The organism is Streptomyces pseudogriseolus (assembly GCA_002154585.1).
GTDB classification, from domain to species: Bacteria; Actinomycetota; Actinomycetes; order Streptomycetales; family Streptomycetaceae; genus Streptomyces; species Streptomyces pseudogriseolus.
The window spans coordinates 20168-37458 of record MUNG01000006.1 but is presented as its reverse complement, the minus strand read 5'-3'; the positions used below and the strand labels follow the sequence as shown (position 1 = coordinate 37458).

Sequence of the window (17291 nt, the reverse complement as noted above, 5' to 3'; positions counted from 1 at the left end):
GGGTGAACGGGGCACCGGGAGCGGGCGCGGGCGCAGGCGGCGTGAACGGGGCGCCCGGAGCAGGCGCAGGCGCAGGCGCAGACGTGGGCGCGGGCGGGGTGAAAGGCGCCCCCGGTGCCGGTGCCGGAGGCGTCGGCAGGGCGGACGGCCCGGAGGCCCCCACGGCGTGCGGCGGCGGAGTCAGCCCCGGCAGCGGCGGAATGACGCCACCGGACGAGGCCGGAGGACCCGAAGCCCCGGAACGACCGGAACCCCCGGAAACTCCCGCATCACCGGAACTCGTCACCGACCCGGACGAGTTGCCCGAGTCGGATCCGGACGTGGACGAAGGCGTGGACGAAGGGGTGGAGGAAGCGGCCGGGGAAGTCGCTTCCGACGCGTTCTGCGTGTACCAGGCCGGCGGCGCGTAGTCGATGGTGAACTCGCCCGTCGTCTCGATGGCGGATTCCGCGTCGGGCTGGTCATCGCCGGGGTTCGCCCAGCTCCCGTGCGTACCGTCCCGATCGCTGCTCACAGTTCCTCCTGGTTGGTCGAGCACCCTTGTGCCGTGCTGGGGGCGACCATCTGCCCTCCCCGTCAGGACGCCCGTACCCGTACGACAGGTTTCGACGTCACACCGGTACCAGCCTAATCACCACGGCGGTCCCCCCGGGAGGCCCGCCCTCCGCTCGGCACCCGACGCCTCGGTCAGGCCTCGCGCGGCGAGGGCGGTCCACCTCCCCGGAACCGGGACGGAACGACGGGTCGCGCGCCCGCCCCCGCCGCCCGTCAGTCCATCCGCCGCGGCGTACCCAGCAACCCCACTTCCGCGTCGGTCGGCTGCGTCGTCACGTACTGCCGGTCGCGGTCGGAGCACCACAGGGTGACCCCGTCGGGGAGGGTGGGCAGGGTGTCGACGTCGGCGCGCGACAGCCCCATCGTGCGGCCGAGTTCGGCGGCCTCGTCCGGGGATATGCGCTGGACGCCCACCAGGCGTGCCTGCCGTACCAGCCGGGGCGCGACAGGGCTGAGGTAGGGCAGCAGGGTCAGCACCGACTGCCACGGCCCGGACACCACGCGCCCGCGCGGGGGCCGCATGCCGCAGTCCCGCACCACCAGCACCGGGGTGCCGGCCGAGGCGCCCTGCGGGGGCACCCGCCCCACGTCGTACACCGCGAGCCCGTTCTGGCCGCCGCCCATGGCGTGCATCATCTGCGTCCAGGCCTGCGCGCGCCCGGTCTCGACGGCCACGCGGGCGCCGGTCGCGGCGGCCCGCAGGGCGAGCACCTGAGCCGTCCAGAGGCCGCCGATGAGCACGACGTCGTACGGCGTGGGCCGGTTGAGCCCCAGGACGGCGGGCTGGCCCTGGGCGTCCACGCCGATGACGACGCCGTCGTCGCCGATGGGCAGCGCGAGGGTGTCCAGGTCGTCCACGGACAGGGTGTGCCGTCCGTGGCGGGGGCCGAACAGGCCGAAGCCGAACCGCAGCGAGCCACGCGCCTGCCGCCCGCCGGTGTCCGGGGCGGCCTGCGCGCCCCCCGCCGCCGCGTCCGTACGCGGCGGCCCACCGTGGGCGCCCGCACCCTGCGCGGTCTGTGTCGTCGCGGTCGTCACCTGGCACCTCCGAGCGGCAGAGTGGCGAGCACGCCGGGCAGTTGCTCCCGGTCGAGCCGGGTCAGCGCCGCGCCCGCGTCACGGGCGGCCGCCTCCAACGCGCGCCGCGCCTCGGTCAGTTCGTCGGCGCTGCGTCCCGTCACGCGGAGGTGGCCGGTCAGCGACATCTCCCGCCGGTCGCCGGGGGCGAGGGTGAGGCTGATGGTGGTGGCGAGCGCGTGCACCCCGGTGATCCGGGCGACGAACTGGTGCAGCGACGGACCGTGAGCGCCGCCCAGGGAGGGCCACTTGCGGATCCAGTACGTGGTGTGCCGGCGGTTGTCGCAGCGCCAGCTGCGGCTGGACTCCTCGGTGCGGCGCTCGCGCCGGTCGGCCCGGCCCGACTCGGCCGTGACCAGCGGATTGGCGCAGGCGGAAGTGGCGACGGCGGAGATCAGCTCCTCCTCGTCGAGCACCGTGGCCCGGAACCCGGCGCCGGCCAGCCGGCTGGCGAGGTGGTCGGCGACGCGCACGACACACTTCTGAGCGCCGTGCAGCCCGCCGCCCCGGGCGGCCACGGCCTCCGGACACAGCTCGGGGTCGAGCTTCAGCGCGATCCAGGTGATGCGCACGGCGGGAGCGCCCGTCTGCGCCTGCAGGGGCGCGTAGTTGGTGACGGCGACCGACTGGGGCGGCAGATGCAGCGCGGGCGCGGGCTGGGTGTGCAGCACCACCTGCGCCGACTCCAGCCGGATCCCGTCCACCTCGAGCGCGTCCCGCACCAGGGCCAACGGCAACGGCTGCCGGCTCCGCTCGGCCCGCAACGCCGTGGCATCGGCCTCCACCTGCACGACGGCGGTGACGAAGGTGCCGTCCCCGACGATCCCCACGGGACGCCGGTCCCGCGCGCCGTAGGAGCAGGTGCGCAGGGCCGGGTCGCATTCGAGCACCGGCGTCAGCCCGGGCTCGGTCCCCGGCGGCAGCTCGAGAGCCGCGGCCTGCTTCTGCCGCGCCCGCAACTGCCGTGCGGTGGCGAGCCATTCGGGCAGCGAGCGCCCACGACGACGGACCAGGGCGAGCGCAGCCAGCGCGACGGCGACGACCGCGCCCGGCGCCAGCGCCGCGGGGCCGGTCACCCATCCGGCGAGCAGGAGGGCCGCGGCGATCTCCAGCAGCACGAGTCGTTGCAACCGGAACGAACCGCCGTGCCCCGAACGTACCCTGAGCTGGATCGCGTCCCGTGCCCGCCGACCGTCCGACGGCGGCCCGGCGGCCCCCTCCGGCCCGGCCGCAGGCGCTCCCGTCGCTCCCGCCGGACCGCGCGCCCGCGTCCCCGAAGCCCTCACTCCATCCCCCGCTCTGGTCACAACAGCCTGAGCAACTACACCCTCAGCGGCTCGGAACGAGCTCGCGTACCCTACCCGTTCGCCGCACTCCGACGATCACCAGGCATAGTAGGGGGCCCGTCCGACAGCGGACGGCCGGGGATTCGCACCCGGGGCGGTACATGGGGGAGCGGCAGGCACTGATGGCATCACGGCGGGACGAACTCAACGCCTACACCTTTGCGAAGCGGCGCATGCTGGCCGCTTTTCTCCAGCCCTCGCCGTCCGGATCGGAGGAGGGGGCGCCCCGGCCGCTACGGGCCGTCGTGCCCAGCCTCGTCGTCGGCGTGCTGGTGCTGGGCGGCTTCGGAGCGTGGGGCATGTTCAAGCCCACGGCGCCCCCGGGCTGGGACGAGCCCGGTACGCGCGTCATCGTGGGCAAGCAGTCGACGACCCGTTACGTCGTCCTCGAGACGGACGGCGTGACGCGCCTGCACCCGGTCCTCAACCTCGCCTCCGCCCGGCTGCTGATGAAGGACGCGGGGTACCGGGTCGTCCAGGTCAGCGACAAGGTCCTCGACTCCGGCGAACTGCCGCGCGGGCCGATCCTCGGCATCCCCTACGCGCCCGACCGTCTGCCCTCCGCCGAAGAGGCCGGCAAGGCCAAGCGCTGGGCCGTCTGCGCACAGCCCGGCGGCAAGGACGGCAAGGGAACGGTCCAGGAGGCCACGTTCGTGTTCGCCGACGCGGACCGGAAGAGGACCGACGGCGCCGGCCGGCTCTCCGGCGGGGACGCCCTGTACGTGAAAACCCGTGCCGGTGAGCGCCACCTCGTCGACGCCCGCGGAACCGCGTACGCCGTCACCGGCGAGACGTCCGACCCGCTGACCATCGCGCTCGTCGGCTCCCGTGAGCCGCAGCTCGTCACCGAGGAATGGCTCGCCACCCTCCACGAGGGCGACCCCCTCCGTTTCCCGGAGCTCCCCTCCGGTGTCGGTGACCCGGCGGGCGTCCCGGGACAGCTGTCGGAGGACGAGAACAGGGTCGGCATGGTCCTGAGGACGGAGACCGGCGAGGGTACCCAGTACTACGTCGTCCTCCCCGGGAAGGTGCAGCCGGTCACCGAGTTCACCGCCTGGCTGCTGATCTCCTCGCCGCAGACGGCCGAACTGAACATGAACGGCAAGGCCCGCACCGTGGGCCTTCAGGACTTCACCCCCGACCCCGAACCCTTCGACGGCGCGTCCGCCGACTGGCCGGACCTGCGCGTCCGCCAGGTCAACTCCCCCGACGGCGGCCGGGACACGGTGTGCAGCGTGCTCCGGGACGTGGGCAAGGACAACTCGACGGTCCTCAGCACCTGGGCCGGCAAGGACTACCCCGTGGAGATCACGGCCGACGGCACCAGCACGTACGTCACCCCCGGAACGGGACAGCTCTACACCCAGATCCAGGGCACGGCGTCCGACGCCGGATCCCTCTTCCTGGTGACGGACACCGGACTGCGGTACGCCGTCCAGGCGAACGGGGACAGCGACAGCGAGACCTCGGACATCGGCGCCGACCCGGACGGCGGGCCGGACGGCAGCCCCGAGCCCAGCGAGGCGCAGGTCAAGCTCGGCTACCAGAACGTACGGCCGGCGAGGATCCCGCTGGCCTGGTCGGAGTTCCTGGCCAAGGGGCCGCGCCTCGACACCAACAGCGCCCGCCAGCCCCAGGGTTCGTGACCCGCCGCCCCCCCCGGGTGGACGCACGACCCCCGCGCGCACGAACCACGGACGACGGACGAGAAGAGGACCGAACCGGTGTCGCCGACCAAGGCCGCTCTGCTGGCCGCCGCCGCAGCCCTGACCGCTCTCGGTGTCTGCCCGCCCGGGACCGGGCCCGCGGCCGGCCAGGACGGTCCCGCACGCCCGCAGGCGCCCGTGCGGCTCGCGGGCAGCGGTGCGTGCACCTATCCCAGCGAGCGGCAGTTCAAGGCGCGCCCCTGGTCACTCCAGCGCGTCCTGCTCGACGAGCTGTGGCAGGGGACCGACAAGGGCAAGGGCGTGCGGGTGGCCGTCATCGACACGGGCGTCGACGACAGGAACCCGCAGCTCGCCGGGGCCGTCGACAAGGCGGCCGGGCTGGACCTGCTCGCCGGGGGCAAGGGCGGCGACCCCACCGACGACCAGGTGGGGCACGGCACCAAGGTCGCGGGCATCATCGCGGCCCGGCCACGGGAGGGGACCGGGTTCGTCGGCCTGGCGCCGAACGCCACCATCATCCCCATCCGCCAGAACGACGCCGACAGCAGCGGCGACTCCGACAGCATGGCCCGGGCCATCGACCACGCCGTCGCCCGGGGCGCCGACGTCATCAACATCTCCCAGGACACCACCAAGCCGCTGTCCCACACCTCGGCCCTGGCGGAGGCGGTCCGCAAGGCGATCGAGCGGAACGTCGTCGTGGTCGCCTCCGCGGGCAACGACGGCCTGGACGGCAAGCAGAAGAACACCTACCCCGCGGCCTTCGACGGCGTGCTGGCCGTGGCCTCCTCCGACCGGAACAACGAGCGCGCCGCCTTCTCCCAGACGGGCAGCTTCGTGGGCGTGGCCGCCCCCGGAGTGGACATTGTCTCCACGGTGCCCGGCGGCGGCCAGTGCACGGACAGCGGCACCAGCTTCTCCGCGCCGTTCGTCGCGGGAGTGGCGGCCCTGCTCAAGGAGAAACACCCCCGCTGGACCACGGCCCAGATCGTCACACAGATCGAGCAGACGGCGGAGCGCTCGGTCAACGGCCACGACGACTTCGTCGGCTGGGGAGTGATCGACCCCGTGCGGGCCGTCCAGGAGTCCGACGTCGCCGACCCTCCCTCGTCCCCCACTCCCGACCCCGGTGTGCCCCAGGCACAGGCGCCCGACGTGGCCCCGTTCTCCCTGGCGGAGACGCCGGCGGAGCGCGACGAACGCCGTGCCACCTACGCGCTGGGGATCACCGCGGTCCTGGTCGCGGTCGTCACCGGCACGGCCGTCGTGCTGCGCGACCTGCGCCGCCGCCGGGAGGCACGAGGAGCATGACGCGCCCCTCCCCGGACCGCGCGGGAGGTCACTCGGCGGTCGCCGCTTCCTCCGACGAGGGTTCCAGGTCGAACTCGCCGTCCCGCGCGCCCAGGACGAAAGCACGCCATTCCGCCTCGGTGTAACGCAGCACCGTGCCGGGGTCGAGCGACGACCTCATGGCCACGGCGCCACCGGGCAGATCGGCGATCTCCACCCGCTCCTCGTGCGTCTCCGTGCCCGGCGCGCTGCGCCACTCCACGCCCGAGATGTCCAGCGCGTACAGCTCGTCCCGCTCGCGCTCCTTGCGCGCCTTGATCTCCTCGGGCGTCTCACGCCCCTGGTCCGGCAGCTCTGCCATGGCGGAACGGTGTCCTTTCGTGACGTACGAACGATCCAGGGCCACCGTACTGGGAGCCTCCGCGGGGACACTCCCGGATGACCGGATCACACGGTTCTGGCCGGACGGTACCCGCCATGAACTGGCCTGTCCTCGCTTTGCAGTTGGAACCCCCACGTCAAGTGACTAAAGTGGCCCCGGTGCCACGGGTGTGGTACGCACGGGGGCGGCGTGACGCTGCGGCCACGCGTCGCGCGGGGGTGCAGCGGTTCTTGCCCGCCAGGACAGCCTGGAGACCCATCCACGGCGGCCCGTCACGGTGGCAACGGCCACCGGTGCATCGAAGGAGGGCAAGCGACCATGAGCGTCAACTACAGCGACTCGGATCTGACCGACCTCGCGAACAAGATCCGCGACTTCCACACGGACGTGAGCAGCAGGGTGACGTCCCTCAACGCCGTCGTCGACATGATCCAGGCCGGGTGGCAGGGTGCGGCGGGCAAGGAGTTCGACACCGTCCAGCGCGGCGTCAACCAGCACCTGAAGAAGATCCAGGACGACCTCGTCGACCTCGAGGACGTCATGCGGATGAGCGTCAAGGGCTTCAGCGAACACGAGCAGCAGCGCGTCACGGAGATCCGGCAGGTGGACAACTCGTACCAGGTCACCAGCCGCATCACCGACCTCGCCTGACCGCAGAAACCCCGCCCGCCACCCAGGAGAAACGCATCGTGAGCGTCAACTACGACCGCACCGCCGTCAACTACGACACCGTCACCCAGGCCGCCCAGGACGTGCGCAAGACGGCCAAGGAACTGTCCGAGCAGCTCGACATCCTCATGCGCAAGGTCAAGGCCGTCGCCGAGACCTGGGAGGGCGAGGCGAAGACCGCCTACGGCGAGATCCAGCGCAGCAGCAGCTCGGAGATGGACCAGATGTGCCAGAAGCTGAACCGCATCGCCAAGCTGCTGGACGACTCGGTCATCGGCTACCAGGACACCGACCACGGCAACGCGGCCCGCTTCCGCATGCTGATGGGCTGACCACCCGCACCACGGGTCCGGACGGACAGGAGGCGGCCCGCGCCGGGCCGCCTCCCGGCATGTGGGAAACGCCACGAGGCGTGGCGCGGAAGCGCGTTGCGCTCCGAGAAGCGCCTGTGTGATCTTTGGGCGCATGTGTGCGAACGGGGGAAGCACGGACAGCACCGCTGTGCCCGGGGAACCGGAACAGCCGGGCGGCAGGGCCGACTTGGCCGAGGTCGTGCGCAGGGCGAAGGCCGGGGAGGCGACACCGCAGGACGTGTTCGAGACGTTCCTGCACGCCCGTGTCTACTGCGAACGACCGGACGAACCGGGCTTCCTGACGGTCACCGCCTCCGAGCTGCCGGGCACGGACGGCCGCGCCCCCCAGGGCTCCCGCATCCTCGACCTGGCCCTCGTCCCCGACGGGACCGACGCGACCGCCGCCCCCGGCGACGCGACGCCAGCGGCCCGCCTGGTACCGGTGTTCACGTCGCTGGAACAGTTCGCGCTGTTCACGGGCGGAGGCGCCTGGTTCTCGACGACGGGCGCCGACGTCCTCGACCTGATGCCGGCGGGGCTCGACGTCTGGCTGGACCCGGCCGCCGAGCACGCGGTACGGCTCGCCTCGGCCGCCACGAAGAGCGAGCCGGTCCTGCACGTCTCGTACCGTCCCCGGGGGAGCGCGGCATGAGCGGCACCCAGGGATGGCTCATCCCGATGGGCGCGGACGGCGGCGAGTTCAAGTGGGAGGTCCAGTTCCTCCAGTCGATCGCCCAGCCGCTCGAGGAGTCCACGGCCGCCGCGAGGAAGATCGCCGAGGAACGCGCCGACGCGGCGTTCGACCTCGCCGCCCTCACCGCGGAGAACGCGACCGGAGCGGACGACGTCACCGGCGCGGTCAACGACTTCCTCGATAAGTGGTGCCACGGTCTCGGCTGCATCGCGGACGACGCCGACGTGATCGTCACCGCGCTGAGCGCCACCATCAACGACTTCCTGGTCACCGAGACCAAGGCCAAGTACCAGGTCATGATGCTCGAACGGCAGCAGCAGTTCGAGGACGACCACCCCGTCACCGGATTCCTCGAGGACCACGGCATCGCGGAGGAACGCACCGAGTTCCGCGGCCGCCTGGAGCCGGTCGACCGTGACGGCGGGACCCCGGGCCCGGACCGGGCCCCGCGATAAGGGCAGGAGCAGGAACAGCCAGCATGTCGGAGAAACGGTTCCTCTTCCGCCGCACATGGATCGGCCCCGACGACACCGTCCAGGACTGGGTCCCGGGCAAGCCCGCCGAACTCGACCGGCTGATCAAGAAGCTCGGCGGCGCGGCGGCCCACTTCGGGGAGGGCGCGGAACGGCTGCGCAAGCTCAACACCGACCCCTGGCAGGGCGAGGCCGCCGAGGAGTTCCGCAAGACGGTCAAGAAGCTCCCCAAGGACCTCGACGGAGCGATGGACGCCTTCGTCGAGGCGGGCGCCGCCGTGCTCGCCTACCGTGAGGTGCTCGACGGGGCCCAGCGGCTCACCCAGCGGATCCTCGACCACGAGGCGCCGCTCGCCCGCGACCTCTCCCGCCAGTACGCCAAGGCCGTGGACGACTACAACTCGGCGGTCAAGGCCGGCGAGGCGAGCCTGCCCACCCGGCCTCCCGAGACGGACCCCGGCAGAACGGCGATGGCCGAACTCGTCGGAATGATCAACGGCGCGCAGGAGGAGGTCGCTCAAGCCGCGGGCACGGCCAAGCGGACCCTCGACAAGGCAGCCGAGAAGGCCCCGAAGCGGCCGAGCGGCTGGCAGCGCGTCACCGACGGCGCGAAGGAAGGCTGGAACGACCTCGTCGAGTTCGGCCTGGCCGTCAACCCGGGCCGGCTGCTGACCGAGCCGAAGGCCTACCTCCACGACGCGGGGATGGTCATCGACGGCGGCGTGAACGCGGTCAGGGACCCGATCGGCTTCTCGAAGGACGTCTACCAGGGCGTCTCCCACACCTGGGACGAGTTCCAGAAGGACCCGGCCCGCATGCTCGGGTACATGGCGCCCAGCCTCGCCGGGGGAGCGGCGTACAAGGGCGCGGGAGGCCTGGCCCGCCACCTGGACGGCCGTAACGCACTCGGCAGCCCGACGGGCCTGGGCACGGCCGGCTCCCACCTGGACAGGAGTGACCCCGGCGCCCACAGCGACGGCCACGCCACCCAGCACAACCCCACCGACCCGGTGGACCTGGCCACCGGCAAGATGTACATGCCGCAGACCGACGTGGCCCTTCCCGGGACGCTTCCGCTGCTGTTCAAGCGGCGCGCGGAATCCGGCTACCGCGCGGGCCGCTGGTTCGGCCCTTCCTGGTCCTCGACCGTCGACCAACGGCTGGAGATCGAGCCCGACCGCATCGTCTTCGTCCACGAGGACGGCCTGATCCTGGCCTACCCCCACCCGGCCGAGGGCGGCACGAGCCTGCCGACGGAAGGGCCGCGCTGGGAACTGCGGGCCGAACCCGAGGGCTACACGATCACGGACCCCGCCGCCGGCCGCACCTGGCACTTCACCCGGCACTCCGACGACCACGCGCTCCTGGAACAGATCGACGACCGCAACGCCAACCGGATCACGTTCGAGTACGACACGGACGGCACTCCCACCGCCGTCTCCCACAGCGGCGGCTACCGCGTCCGCGTCACCACGGAGGCGCACAGGATCACCGCCCTGCACCTGGCCGGCGCCGCTCCCGACGGAACCGACCAGGAGCTGATCCGTTACGGCTACTCCCCGGCCGGCGACCTCACCGAGGTGGTGAACTCCTCCGGCCTGCCCCTCCGCTTCACCTACGACGACGCGGGCCGCATCACCTCCTGGACCGACACCAACGACCGCAGCTACACGTACGCGTACGACGACCGCGACCGCTGCGTCGCCGAGGGCGGCGCCGAAGGCCACATGAGCCTGCGCCTCGCCTACTCCGACCGCGACCCGGAGACGGGCCTGCGCACCACCACCGCCACGACGGGCACCGGCCACGTCTACCGGTACGTCGTCAACGACCTGTGCCAGGTCGTGGCGGAGACCGACCCGCTGGGCGCGGTGACCCGCTTCGAACGCGACCGCTACAACCGCCTGCTGTCCCGCACGGACCCGCTGGGCCACACCACCCGCTTCACCTACGACGACGCCGGCAACCTCACCTCGGTCACCCGCCCCGACGGCAGCGAGTCCCGGGCCGACTACAACGACCTCCGCCTCCCCACAACGGTCCGGCACCTGAACGGCACCACCACGCGCCAGACCTACGACGCCCGCGGCAACAGGACGTCCGTCACGGCGCCCACGGGCCTCACCACCCGCTTCCTCCACGACGAGCAGGGGCGCCTGACGGCCGTCGTCGACCCCCAGGGCCACACCACGACGATCCACTGCGACGACGCCGGCCTTCCCGTGCGCGTCACGGACCCCCTCGGCGCGACGACGTCCTACGAACGCGACGCCTTCGGCCGCCCCGTCACGATCACGGACCCCACGGGCGCGACGACCCGCCTCGAACGGACGGTGGAGGGCCGCCTGGCCCGCCGCACCGCAGCCGACGGCAGCACCGAGTCGTGGACCTACGACGGCGAGGGCAACTGCACCACGCACACCGACCGACTGGACGGAGTCACACACTTCGAATACACGCACTTCGACCTGCTGACGGCCCGCACAGGCCCGGACGGCGTGCGCTACGAGTTCGAGCACGACACGGAGCTGAACCTCACCCGGGTCACCAACCCACAGGGCCTGACCTGGAACTACACATACGACCCCGCCGGCCGCCTCGCGACGGAGACCGACTTCGACGGCCGCACCCTCACCTACACCTACGACGAGGCGGGCCGCCTGAGCTCCCGCGGCAACGTGCTCGGCCACACCTTCTCCTACGAGCGCGACGCGCTGGGCCAGGTGACCGCCAAGCACACGCCCGACGGAGTCACCAGCTACGTGTACGACGTCACCGGCCAACTGACGGAGGCCACCGGCCCCGACGGCACGACCCTGACGATCGACCGGGACATTCACGGCCGAGCCCTCTCCGAAACGGTGGACGGCCGCACCCTCACGCACACCTACGACGCCCTCGGCCGCCGCACGGCCCGAACGACCCCCACCGGCGCGACCACCACGTGGGCCTACGACGCGACAGGCCGCAGCACCGCCATGACGGCCTCGGGCCGCACCGTCGACTTCACCTACGACCCGGCCGGCCGGGAAGTGACCCGCCGCATAGGCGAGACGCTCACCTTCGACCACACCTACGACCCCGTGGGACGCCTGACCGCCCAATCGGTGACAGGCCCGGACGGCAGCGCCCTGCACCACCGCACGTACACCTACCGTGCCGACGGCAATCTGATCGGCATCGACGACCAGCTGACAGGCCCACGCCGCTTCGACCTGGATCCGACGGGCCGCGTGACGGCCGTGCACGCCGCGAACTGGACGGAGCGCTACGCCTACGACGAGGCCGGCAACCAGACCTCGGCGTCCTGGCCGACCTCACACCCGGGTGGCGAGGCGACCGGATCCCGCGACTACGCGGGCACCCGCATCACCCGGGCCGGCCGCGTCCGCTACGAACACGACGCCCTGGGCCGCACCACTCTCCGCCAGAAGCCGCGCCTGTCCCGCAAGCCGGACACCTGGCGCTACACCTGGGACGCGGAAGACCGCCTGACCTCGGTCACCACACCCGACGGCACCCGCTGGAGCTACACGTACGACCCGCTGGGCCGCAGAACGGCCAAACGCCGCCTTGCCGCGGACGGCGAGACCGTCGTCGAGGAGATCCTATTCACCTGGGACGGCACCACTCTCTGCGAACAGACGAGCAGGTCGGCGTCCCTCCCCAACCCGGTCACGCTGACCTGGAACCACCGGGGCCTGCACCCCGTCACCCAGTCGGAACGCATCACCGCGGCGGACGCCCCCCAGCAGGAGATCGACTCCCGCTTCTTCGCCATCGTCACCGACCTGGTCGGCACGCCCACGGAACTCGTCGACGAACAGGGCGACACCGCCTGGCGCACCCGAAGCACCCTCTGGGGCACCACCACCTGGCCCACCACCAGCACGGCCTACACCCCCCTCCGCTTCCCCGGCCAGTACCACGACCCGGAAACAGGCCTCCACTACAACTACTTCCGCCACTACGACCCGGAAACGGCGCGGTATCTGACGCGGGACCCTCTGGGTCTGACGCCAGCCCCTAACCCTGCCACCTATGCCATAAACCCGCACACCGCGACAGACTCTGTTGGTTTGTCCCCCGACTATGTTGCCGTTGATACGAATCCTGTTACCGATGCCCTCAACGGGATACGCACGGCTGAAGTAGATACGGCCCTGAACGGACGATCTCCCGTTCTGTCACCGCAGGCGTTTCGTGAACTGCTCGACGGGGGCCATACATCAGCTGTGATCGATGCTTGGTTGAGGGAGCGACAAGGCCGAATGGGGCCTGAGTCTACGCCTGAAGGAGTCGCTGACATTCAAGCCAGACTCAAGGCAATGTGGAAGGGTAAATCATTCAATCCAATGATCCAGGATCACGATGCCATGGTTCTGCATTCCGCCGCACAAGAAGGGTTGCCGATCATCACCAACGATGTGAGATTCTTCAAGAACGCAGAGCGACTCGGGTACACTACGGAACGTTATTGAGTGCGAAATGAGCGGACGTCATGAGTGATGATGGTGGGCAGATCCCATGGGTAGCGGATTGCAATATCGATCTGGATGAGATTGAAGAAATCTGTGCGGCGGCCACCCCAGGGCCATGGTTCGTCCGGCACCTGGATGATCAAAACGCCATGAATCTTGTCGCAATCAGTACGGTCGAGGATACGGGACGAGGGGAGAGGTGGCCTGCGTTTGACCATCGAGATCTGGTAGCTGCGACGTTGGTGCAGCACCCACGCTACGTGGATTGTGAAGATGGGCGTTGGGACGAGAATGCCGCGTTCATCGCGATGGCAAGAGAAGTAATCCCTCGTCTGGTGCAGGAGGTCAAGCGTCTGCGAGCCATCTCCGGCGGCAGTGCCTCTGACGGCGACTGATAGGCCAGGGTGAGTGTGCAGCCTCAGCGAATGGTGGCAGGAGGCGTTGCCGATCGGCCCCCGCGGTGATGCCGACGAAGGCGCCGGTCAAAGTGGGTGAACGTGGGTTTGATGAAGCGGTCAATTCAGGCACTGTAAAATGGGTGGTGGATCAGCATGGAGAGCTCCTCGTCATGCCTAAACATGTTGCCGGAGTTGAGCTCAAGCATCCGGTTTTGACCCGTGGAGGACCCGTTCACACAGCTGGAGAGGCAGAGATAGCCGGGTCTGACGGCAACTACATCGGCCTCGTACTCAACAACAATAGTGGTCATTACAAACCTTCACAGGAAAGCCTGCAAGCAGGAAGAGAGGCATTCGAACGTGCAGGAATCGTCTTCCTCGAATGATGCGGTCGAGGAAAGTGCGCCATCAGTGGAAGGCCGAGAGATCGCAAGAGCGTCACTTGACGAACTTGAGACCCTGGTGTCCTGCCCGGATCGCTTGAGCGACGACTGGCAGGCATGGGAGATGATCCGCGATCTCTCCGTCGGTCGGATGCGGAATGAAGACCTGGGTGCCGACGTTCAGCTTCGCTGGGTCCGACTCGCCCTGGTGGCCAATCGGTTGAAGCGCCGCAGCGGCAGGTTCGACGCAGCGAGCATCCTCGTCGACGACGTTTACGTACAGGTTTTCGCGATTTATCGCTTTGGCCCCAGATGCGACGACCCCGTATTGGACCCCGTCGAGACATGCCGTGCCGTGTTCCGGGAGATTCATGAGCGCCTGGACGACGTGGTCGCCGCCACGAAAGCCTGGAGCTCGCTTACCAAACAAGAGATTCTGCGCTTGCGGCGCATTAAGAATCTCCTCAACATCCTCGCACCCATTATGCGCTTCATCCCTCAGGAGGCGCCGGAGTATCAGGCACTTTCGCAGTGGCTGCAAATTGTTCCTCGACTGCCGTGAGGTCGGTGAGTCATCGATGATTGAGGCGATCTTGAAGAACCGGCCCGCATCGGACTCGCGCTAGGCTGGTGGAGTCGCAGGAACTGAAGGGTCGTTCTCGCAGCCCAGCAAGTCGACGACGGCCTGAGTCGCACGCAGGAGGTGCCGCATGTGAACGGCATCCGACGTGCCGGCGGTGAGAGTGTCCGTCATGACACCGGCCAGCGGTGTGACGATCTCCTGTCGTGGTGAGGTGCCTGACACCTTGCACTTCACGTAGACGCCGTAGTGAGTAACGTCCTTGAAATCCCTCACCTGCTGCAGCTTCAAATCGGCGTTCACCGACGTCACTGTGCCGTCCGGATTCGTCTTCTCGTCGAAGTCGAACGGGGTGGACGACGGACCGAACTCGATCGTCAGTTTCTTGCCGTCCCCTAGTTCCGTGGACTTTATGGTGCAGACCTCAGATTCCCAGCGCTGAGCGTTCGGCTTCCACGGCTTCATCTGGCGATAGTACTCTCGCCGGAGTTTATCCAGGTTCACTCCACCCCTTTCGATATCGTCTGCCTGGGCCTTTTCTTGCACCCATTCAAGTCCGGCCGCGCCCAGCACCTCCTCACACCCGCTCGCCGGCTTCGCCTTTTCCTCGTCTGTGCTGCAGGACGATACCGAAAAAGCAAGTCCCGTTGCGATGAACGACGCTGCTATAACTTTTCTTTTCATCAGTAACCTCGAACATCCTTGGTGTCGCTGCGGGCGCGCCCATCGTTGTAGGAACCTTCCGCAGCAGCGGAGAAGTCCCAGATCTCGTCCTCGGACATCCCGTGAGCCACCGCATAGTTCAGGAAAGGTGCCATGGCGTTTTGCTGGCCAGTAGCCCTTGCTGCCTCAATACCTTCGAGCGCTTCCTGCTTATTGTCGAATTCATTTTCCTTCAGCCAGTCAAGGGTTTGATTCGACATGTAGGTTTCGGCGGCACCACCCGCCACCTCGAAGGCCAGTGGAACGGCGATGGCTGCTGCGGCGCGAGTCGGGATAATAAGTTCCGACGCTACGCCGACCGTCGTGCCGATAACGGCGCCTGCGGCAAAGTCTCGCCAAGCTCCCTGCTTCTCCAGTTCCCTGTTGGCGGCTTCCTTCTCGTCGGCGAATTCCTGACCGATGGCCTCAAAACGTGCCTGGTCGAGCATGCCGTGCATCATGATGCTGTGCATCGCCACGCGCTTCACATCGCCTTGGTCCTCACCTTGAGCGGCCATGAGGCTAGTGCCATAAGCTTGCTGAGCTGCGGAAACCGTGTTGTACGCGCCCTCGTCGCCGGCCAATGCGCGCAGGAAATTGGTTGAAGCGGCGGCGTCGAAGTCCGCCAGGTGATTCTTCTCCGCACCGAAGCGGGTGTCGCGTCCATTGACACCTTCGTTGCTGCCGAAGGTCGCCGTGGAGTAGTTCAAGCTGTCGATGTGCCCTGCTGCCATCTTCGCCAAGCTGTCGGAGATGCCCGGGTGCTTCTCGATCGCTTCGGCTGAGCCGTAAGTTTCTACGATCTTGGACATGAGCGCCGTGCGAGCTTCTCGGGCTTCGATCTGCTCTTCCGTCCTCATCGACGGAACGCTCGGGTTTGCGTCGTCGTATGAGTACCCCAGTGTCGCCGCTTCCAAGGCGTGTCCGAGGTTCTCGAACCCCTTGGGCTTGCCGTCGTGGTCAACCGGCCAACCTCGGGCGTCCTTGCCTTGACCGACGAAGTAGTCCCAGTTGCTGAGCTTTTCATCCTCGAGCTTGGTCGAACGGCTGAAGAAGTCGAGCGAAGCCTCGGGATTATGTCCGAGTGCCTCCAAATAGCCGGTCATCGGATCCGATCCGATGTCTTTGCCATCCCAGTTCAGCCTCGGAGGCATGGCGAGGCCCGACCCCCAGGCTTGGCCTGCAGAGATCCGCCCGTCTCCGGTCATCTGTCGTTCTGAGACAACAACAGCGTCACCGAACATGCGGAGGAACTTTGTGTCGTACACGCCCTCGCGCATGAGGTTGCTCATGACCTGGAACCCGTGCGCCGACGTCCCTCTGGACTGGATGATGTCGTCGCCGGCCTTGATCATGTCCGCTTTCCAGCGGTTCATCTCCGCGCTGTCGGAGTGGGTCGCTGCGGCCAGCGTAAGACTCCAGTTCTTCTGGAGCTCCTTGATCTCCTTGGGGTGGTCCACGCCCAGCCGGGAGCCGTCACTCGGGTCGCCCATGTCGACCCAGTACTCGAGGTTGCCCTTCACGCCGACCTCGAGAGCGAAGCGCTCGGCGAAGTACCGGTCGCCCCTGTTGTTCTCGAAGTACTTGTTCAGGCGGGCGATCTCCTCGGGGGAGGCGTCGTCGCCCTTCGCCACGATTCTGGCAGCAGCCCTCGCGTCCTGGGCGTCCTGAGCCCTGCCCGCCTGCTTCAGGGAGTCGTATTCGGTGCCGGAGAAGTTGTGCTTGTCCTTGCCCACCAGCGTACGCAAGGCGCGGGACGCGACCTCGTCGGCCTCGTTCGCTCTCTGCAGGGCTTGCTTGACATCGGCGCGAACCTGATCGAAGTCCGCTTCCTTCGGCTCCGGTCCGTCGTAGTCCTTGGGGCGGCGGTCGGGGTGGATCTGATAGCTGACGACACCGCTCGAGTCGATTCGGATGCCCTTCTTGGGCGCTTCCTCGACAGCCTTGACGAGCTGGGCCTTGGCCGCTTTGAACTCGGTGTGGGCATCGCGAAGGATGTTCCGGATGCTCTGCGCTTCTTTCGCCGCGTCCCCGAACTCGTTGGCGGTCTTCTTCACGAAGGGCAGCGTTACGCCGGCGTTTTCTCCCTTCCAGTCCGCCTTCTCAGCCTTCTTCAACAGGCCCTTGCTGGCCTGTTCCTCGAGCTTCTCGAGCTTCTTGACCGTCTCGGTCCAGTCGTCGACGGCATCCTTGAGACTGCCCAGGCGGGCGTTCAGGAGGTCACTGAATTCCGGCACGATG

Annotated in this window: 16 protein-coding genes; 10 read left to right on the top strand and 6 right to left on the bottom strand. The window is 68.7% G+C overall.

Going from position 1 to position 17291, the window contains the following annotated elements:
- From CCN29_RS34690 to eccE, 3 genes are all read right to left on the bottom strand, one after another.
- Positions 1-514: SCO5717 family growth-regulating ATPase (locus tag CCN29_RS34690; RefSeq protein WP_442538197.1), on the bottom strand; the 514-nt coding region annotated here is incomplete at its 3' end.
- Positions 515-768: 254 nt separating this feature from the next.
- The gene (locus tag CCN29_RS00850; RefSeq protein ID WP_086679527.1) at positions 769-1593 is read right to left on the bottom strand and encodes a hypothetical protein; all 825 of its coding nucleotides are present in this window, start codon (positions 1591-1593) and stop codon (positions 769-771) included.
- Complete coding sequence (gene eccE / locus CCN29_RS00845) at positions 1590-2918, bottom strand: type VII secretion protein EccE (RefSeq protein ID WP_416376841.1); 1329 nt, start codon at positions 2916-2918, stop codon at positions 1590-1592. Before eccE ends, CCN29_RS00850 begins: the two co-directional genes overlap by 4 nt.
- 182 nt (positions 2919-3100) lie before the next feature.
- Here eccE and eccB point away from each other — a divergent pair, with 182 nt between their 5' ends.
- Together eccB and mycP are read left to right on the top strand one after the other, a co-directional pair.
- Positions 3101-4624 (top strand): type VII secretion protein EccB, encoded by a 1524-nt coding sequence (gene eccB, locus CCN29_RS00840; RefSeq protein ID WP_006130430.1) that lies wholly within the window; start codon positions 3101-3103, stop codon positions 4622-4624.
- Between the two features lie 78 nt (positions 4625-4702).
- Positions 4703-5956 carry a type VII secretion-associated serine protease mycosin gene (gene mycP / locus CCN29_RS00835; RefSeq protein WP_006130429.1) on the top strand — a complete coding sequence of 418 codons (1254 nt, stop codon included), beginning with the start codon at positions 4703-4705 and terminating at the stop codon, positions 5954-5956.
- 28 nt (positions 5957-5984) lie between these two features.
- Here mycP and CCN29_RS00830 read toward each other — a convergent pair whose 3' ends face one another.
- On the bottom strand, positions 5985-6296 hold the full coding sequence (locus CCN29_RS00830) for a DUF397 domain-containing protein (protein ID WP_006130428.1): 312 nt from the start codon (positions 6294-6296) through the stop codon (positions 5985-5987).
- Between the two features lie 339 nt (positions 6297-6635).
- Between CCN29_RS00830 and CCN29_RS00825 the strand changes: the two genes are divergently transcribed.
- From CCN29_RS00825 to CCN29_RS00790, 8 genes are all read left to right on the top strand, one after another.
- Complete coding sequence (locus CCN29_RS00825; protein WP_006130427.1) at positions 6636-6968, top strand: WXG100 family type VII secretion target; 333 nt, start codon at positions 6636-6638, stop codon at positions 6966-6968.
- Positions 6969-7006: 38 nt separating this feature from the next.
- A complete protein-coding gene (locus tag CCN29_RS00820) occupies positions 7007-7318 on the top strand; it encodes a WXG100 family type VII secretion target (RefSeq protein ID WP_006130426.1) in 312 nt (103 codons plus the stop codon).
- Between the two features lie 169 nt (positions 7319-7487).
- The gene (locus tag CCN29_RS00815) at positions 7488-7991 is read left to right on the top strand and encodes an SseB family protein (RefSeq protein WP_086679525.1); all 504 of its coding nucleotides are present in this window, start codon (positions 7488-7490) and stop codon (positions 7989-7991) included.
- Positions 7988-8488: a hypothetical protein gene (locus CCN29_RS00810; RefSeq protein ID WP_086679523.1), complete on the top strand. Its 501-nt coding sequence runs from the start codon at positions 7988-7990 to the stop codon at positions 8486-8488. Before CCN29_RS00815 ends, CCN29_RS00810 begins: the two co-directional genes overlap by 4 nt.
- A 23-nt stretch (positions 8489-8511) precedes the next feature.
- The gene (locus CCN29_RS00805) at positions 8512-12987 is read left to right on the top strand and encodes a putative T7SS-secreted protein (RefSeq protein ID WP_442538196.1); all 4476 of its coding nucleotides are present in this window, start codon (positions 8512-8514) and stop codon (positions 12985-12987) included.
- Between the two features lie 20 nt (positions 12988-13007).
- Complete coding sequence (locus CCN29_RS00800) at positions 13008-13382, top strand: hypothetical protein (RefSeq protein WP_078886824.1); 375 nt, start codon at positions 13008-13010, stop codon at positions 13380-13382.
- Between the two features lie 68 nt (positions 13383-13450).
- Positions 13451-13771: a hypothetical protein gene (locus tag CCN29_RS35260; protein WP_143661259.1), complete on the top strand. Its 321-nt coding sequence runs from the start codon at positions 13451-13453 to the stop codon at positions 13769-13771.
- Positions 13746-14330 carry a hypothetical protein gene (locus CCN29_RS00790; RefSeq protein ID WP_203350885.1) on the top strand — a complete coding sequence of 195 codons (585 nt, stop codon included), beginning with the start codon at positions 13746-13748 and terminating at the stop codon, positions 14328-14330. The genes CCN29_RS35260 and CCN29_RS00790 overlap by 26 nt, the downstream gene beginning before the upstream one ends.
- 60 nt (positions 14331-14390) lie before the next feature.
- Here CCN29_RS00790 and CCN29_RS00785 read toward each other — a convergent pair whose 3' ends face one another.
- Both CCN29_RS00785 and CCN29_RS00780 read right to left on the bottom strand, forming a co-directional pair.
- A complete protein-coding gene (locus CCN29_RS00785) occupies positions 14391-15032 on the bottom strand; it encodes a hypothetical protein (RefSeq protein WP_086679517.1) in 642 nt (213 codons plus the stop codon).
- Complete coding sequence (locus CCN29_RS00780; RefSeq protein ID WP_086679515.1) at positions 15032-17287, bottom strand: hypothetical protein; 2256 nt, start codon at positions 17285-17287, stop codon at positions 15032-15034. The genes CCN29_RS00785 and CCN29_RS00780 overlap by 1 nt, the downstream gene beginning before the upstream one ends.
- Positions 17288-17291 lie beyond the last annotated feature (4 nt).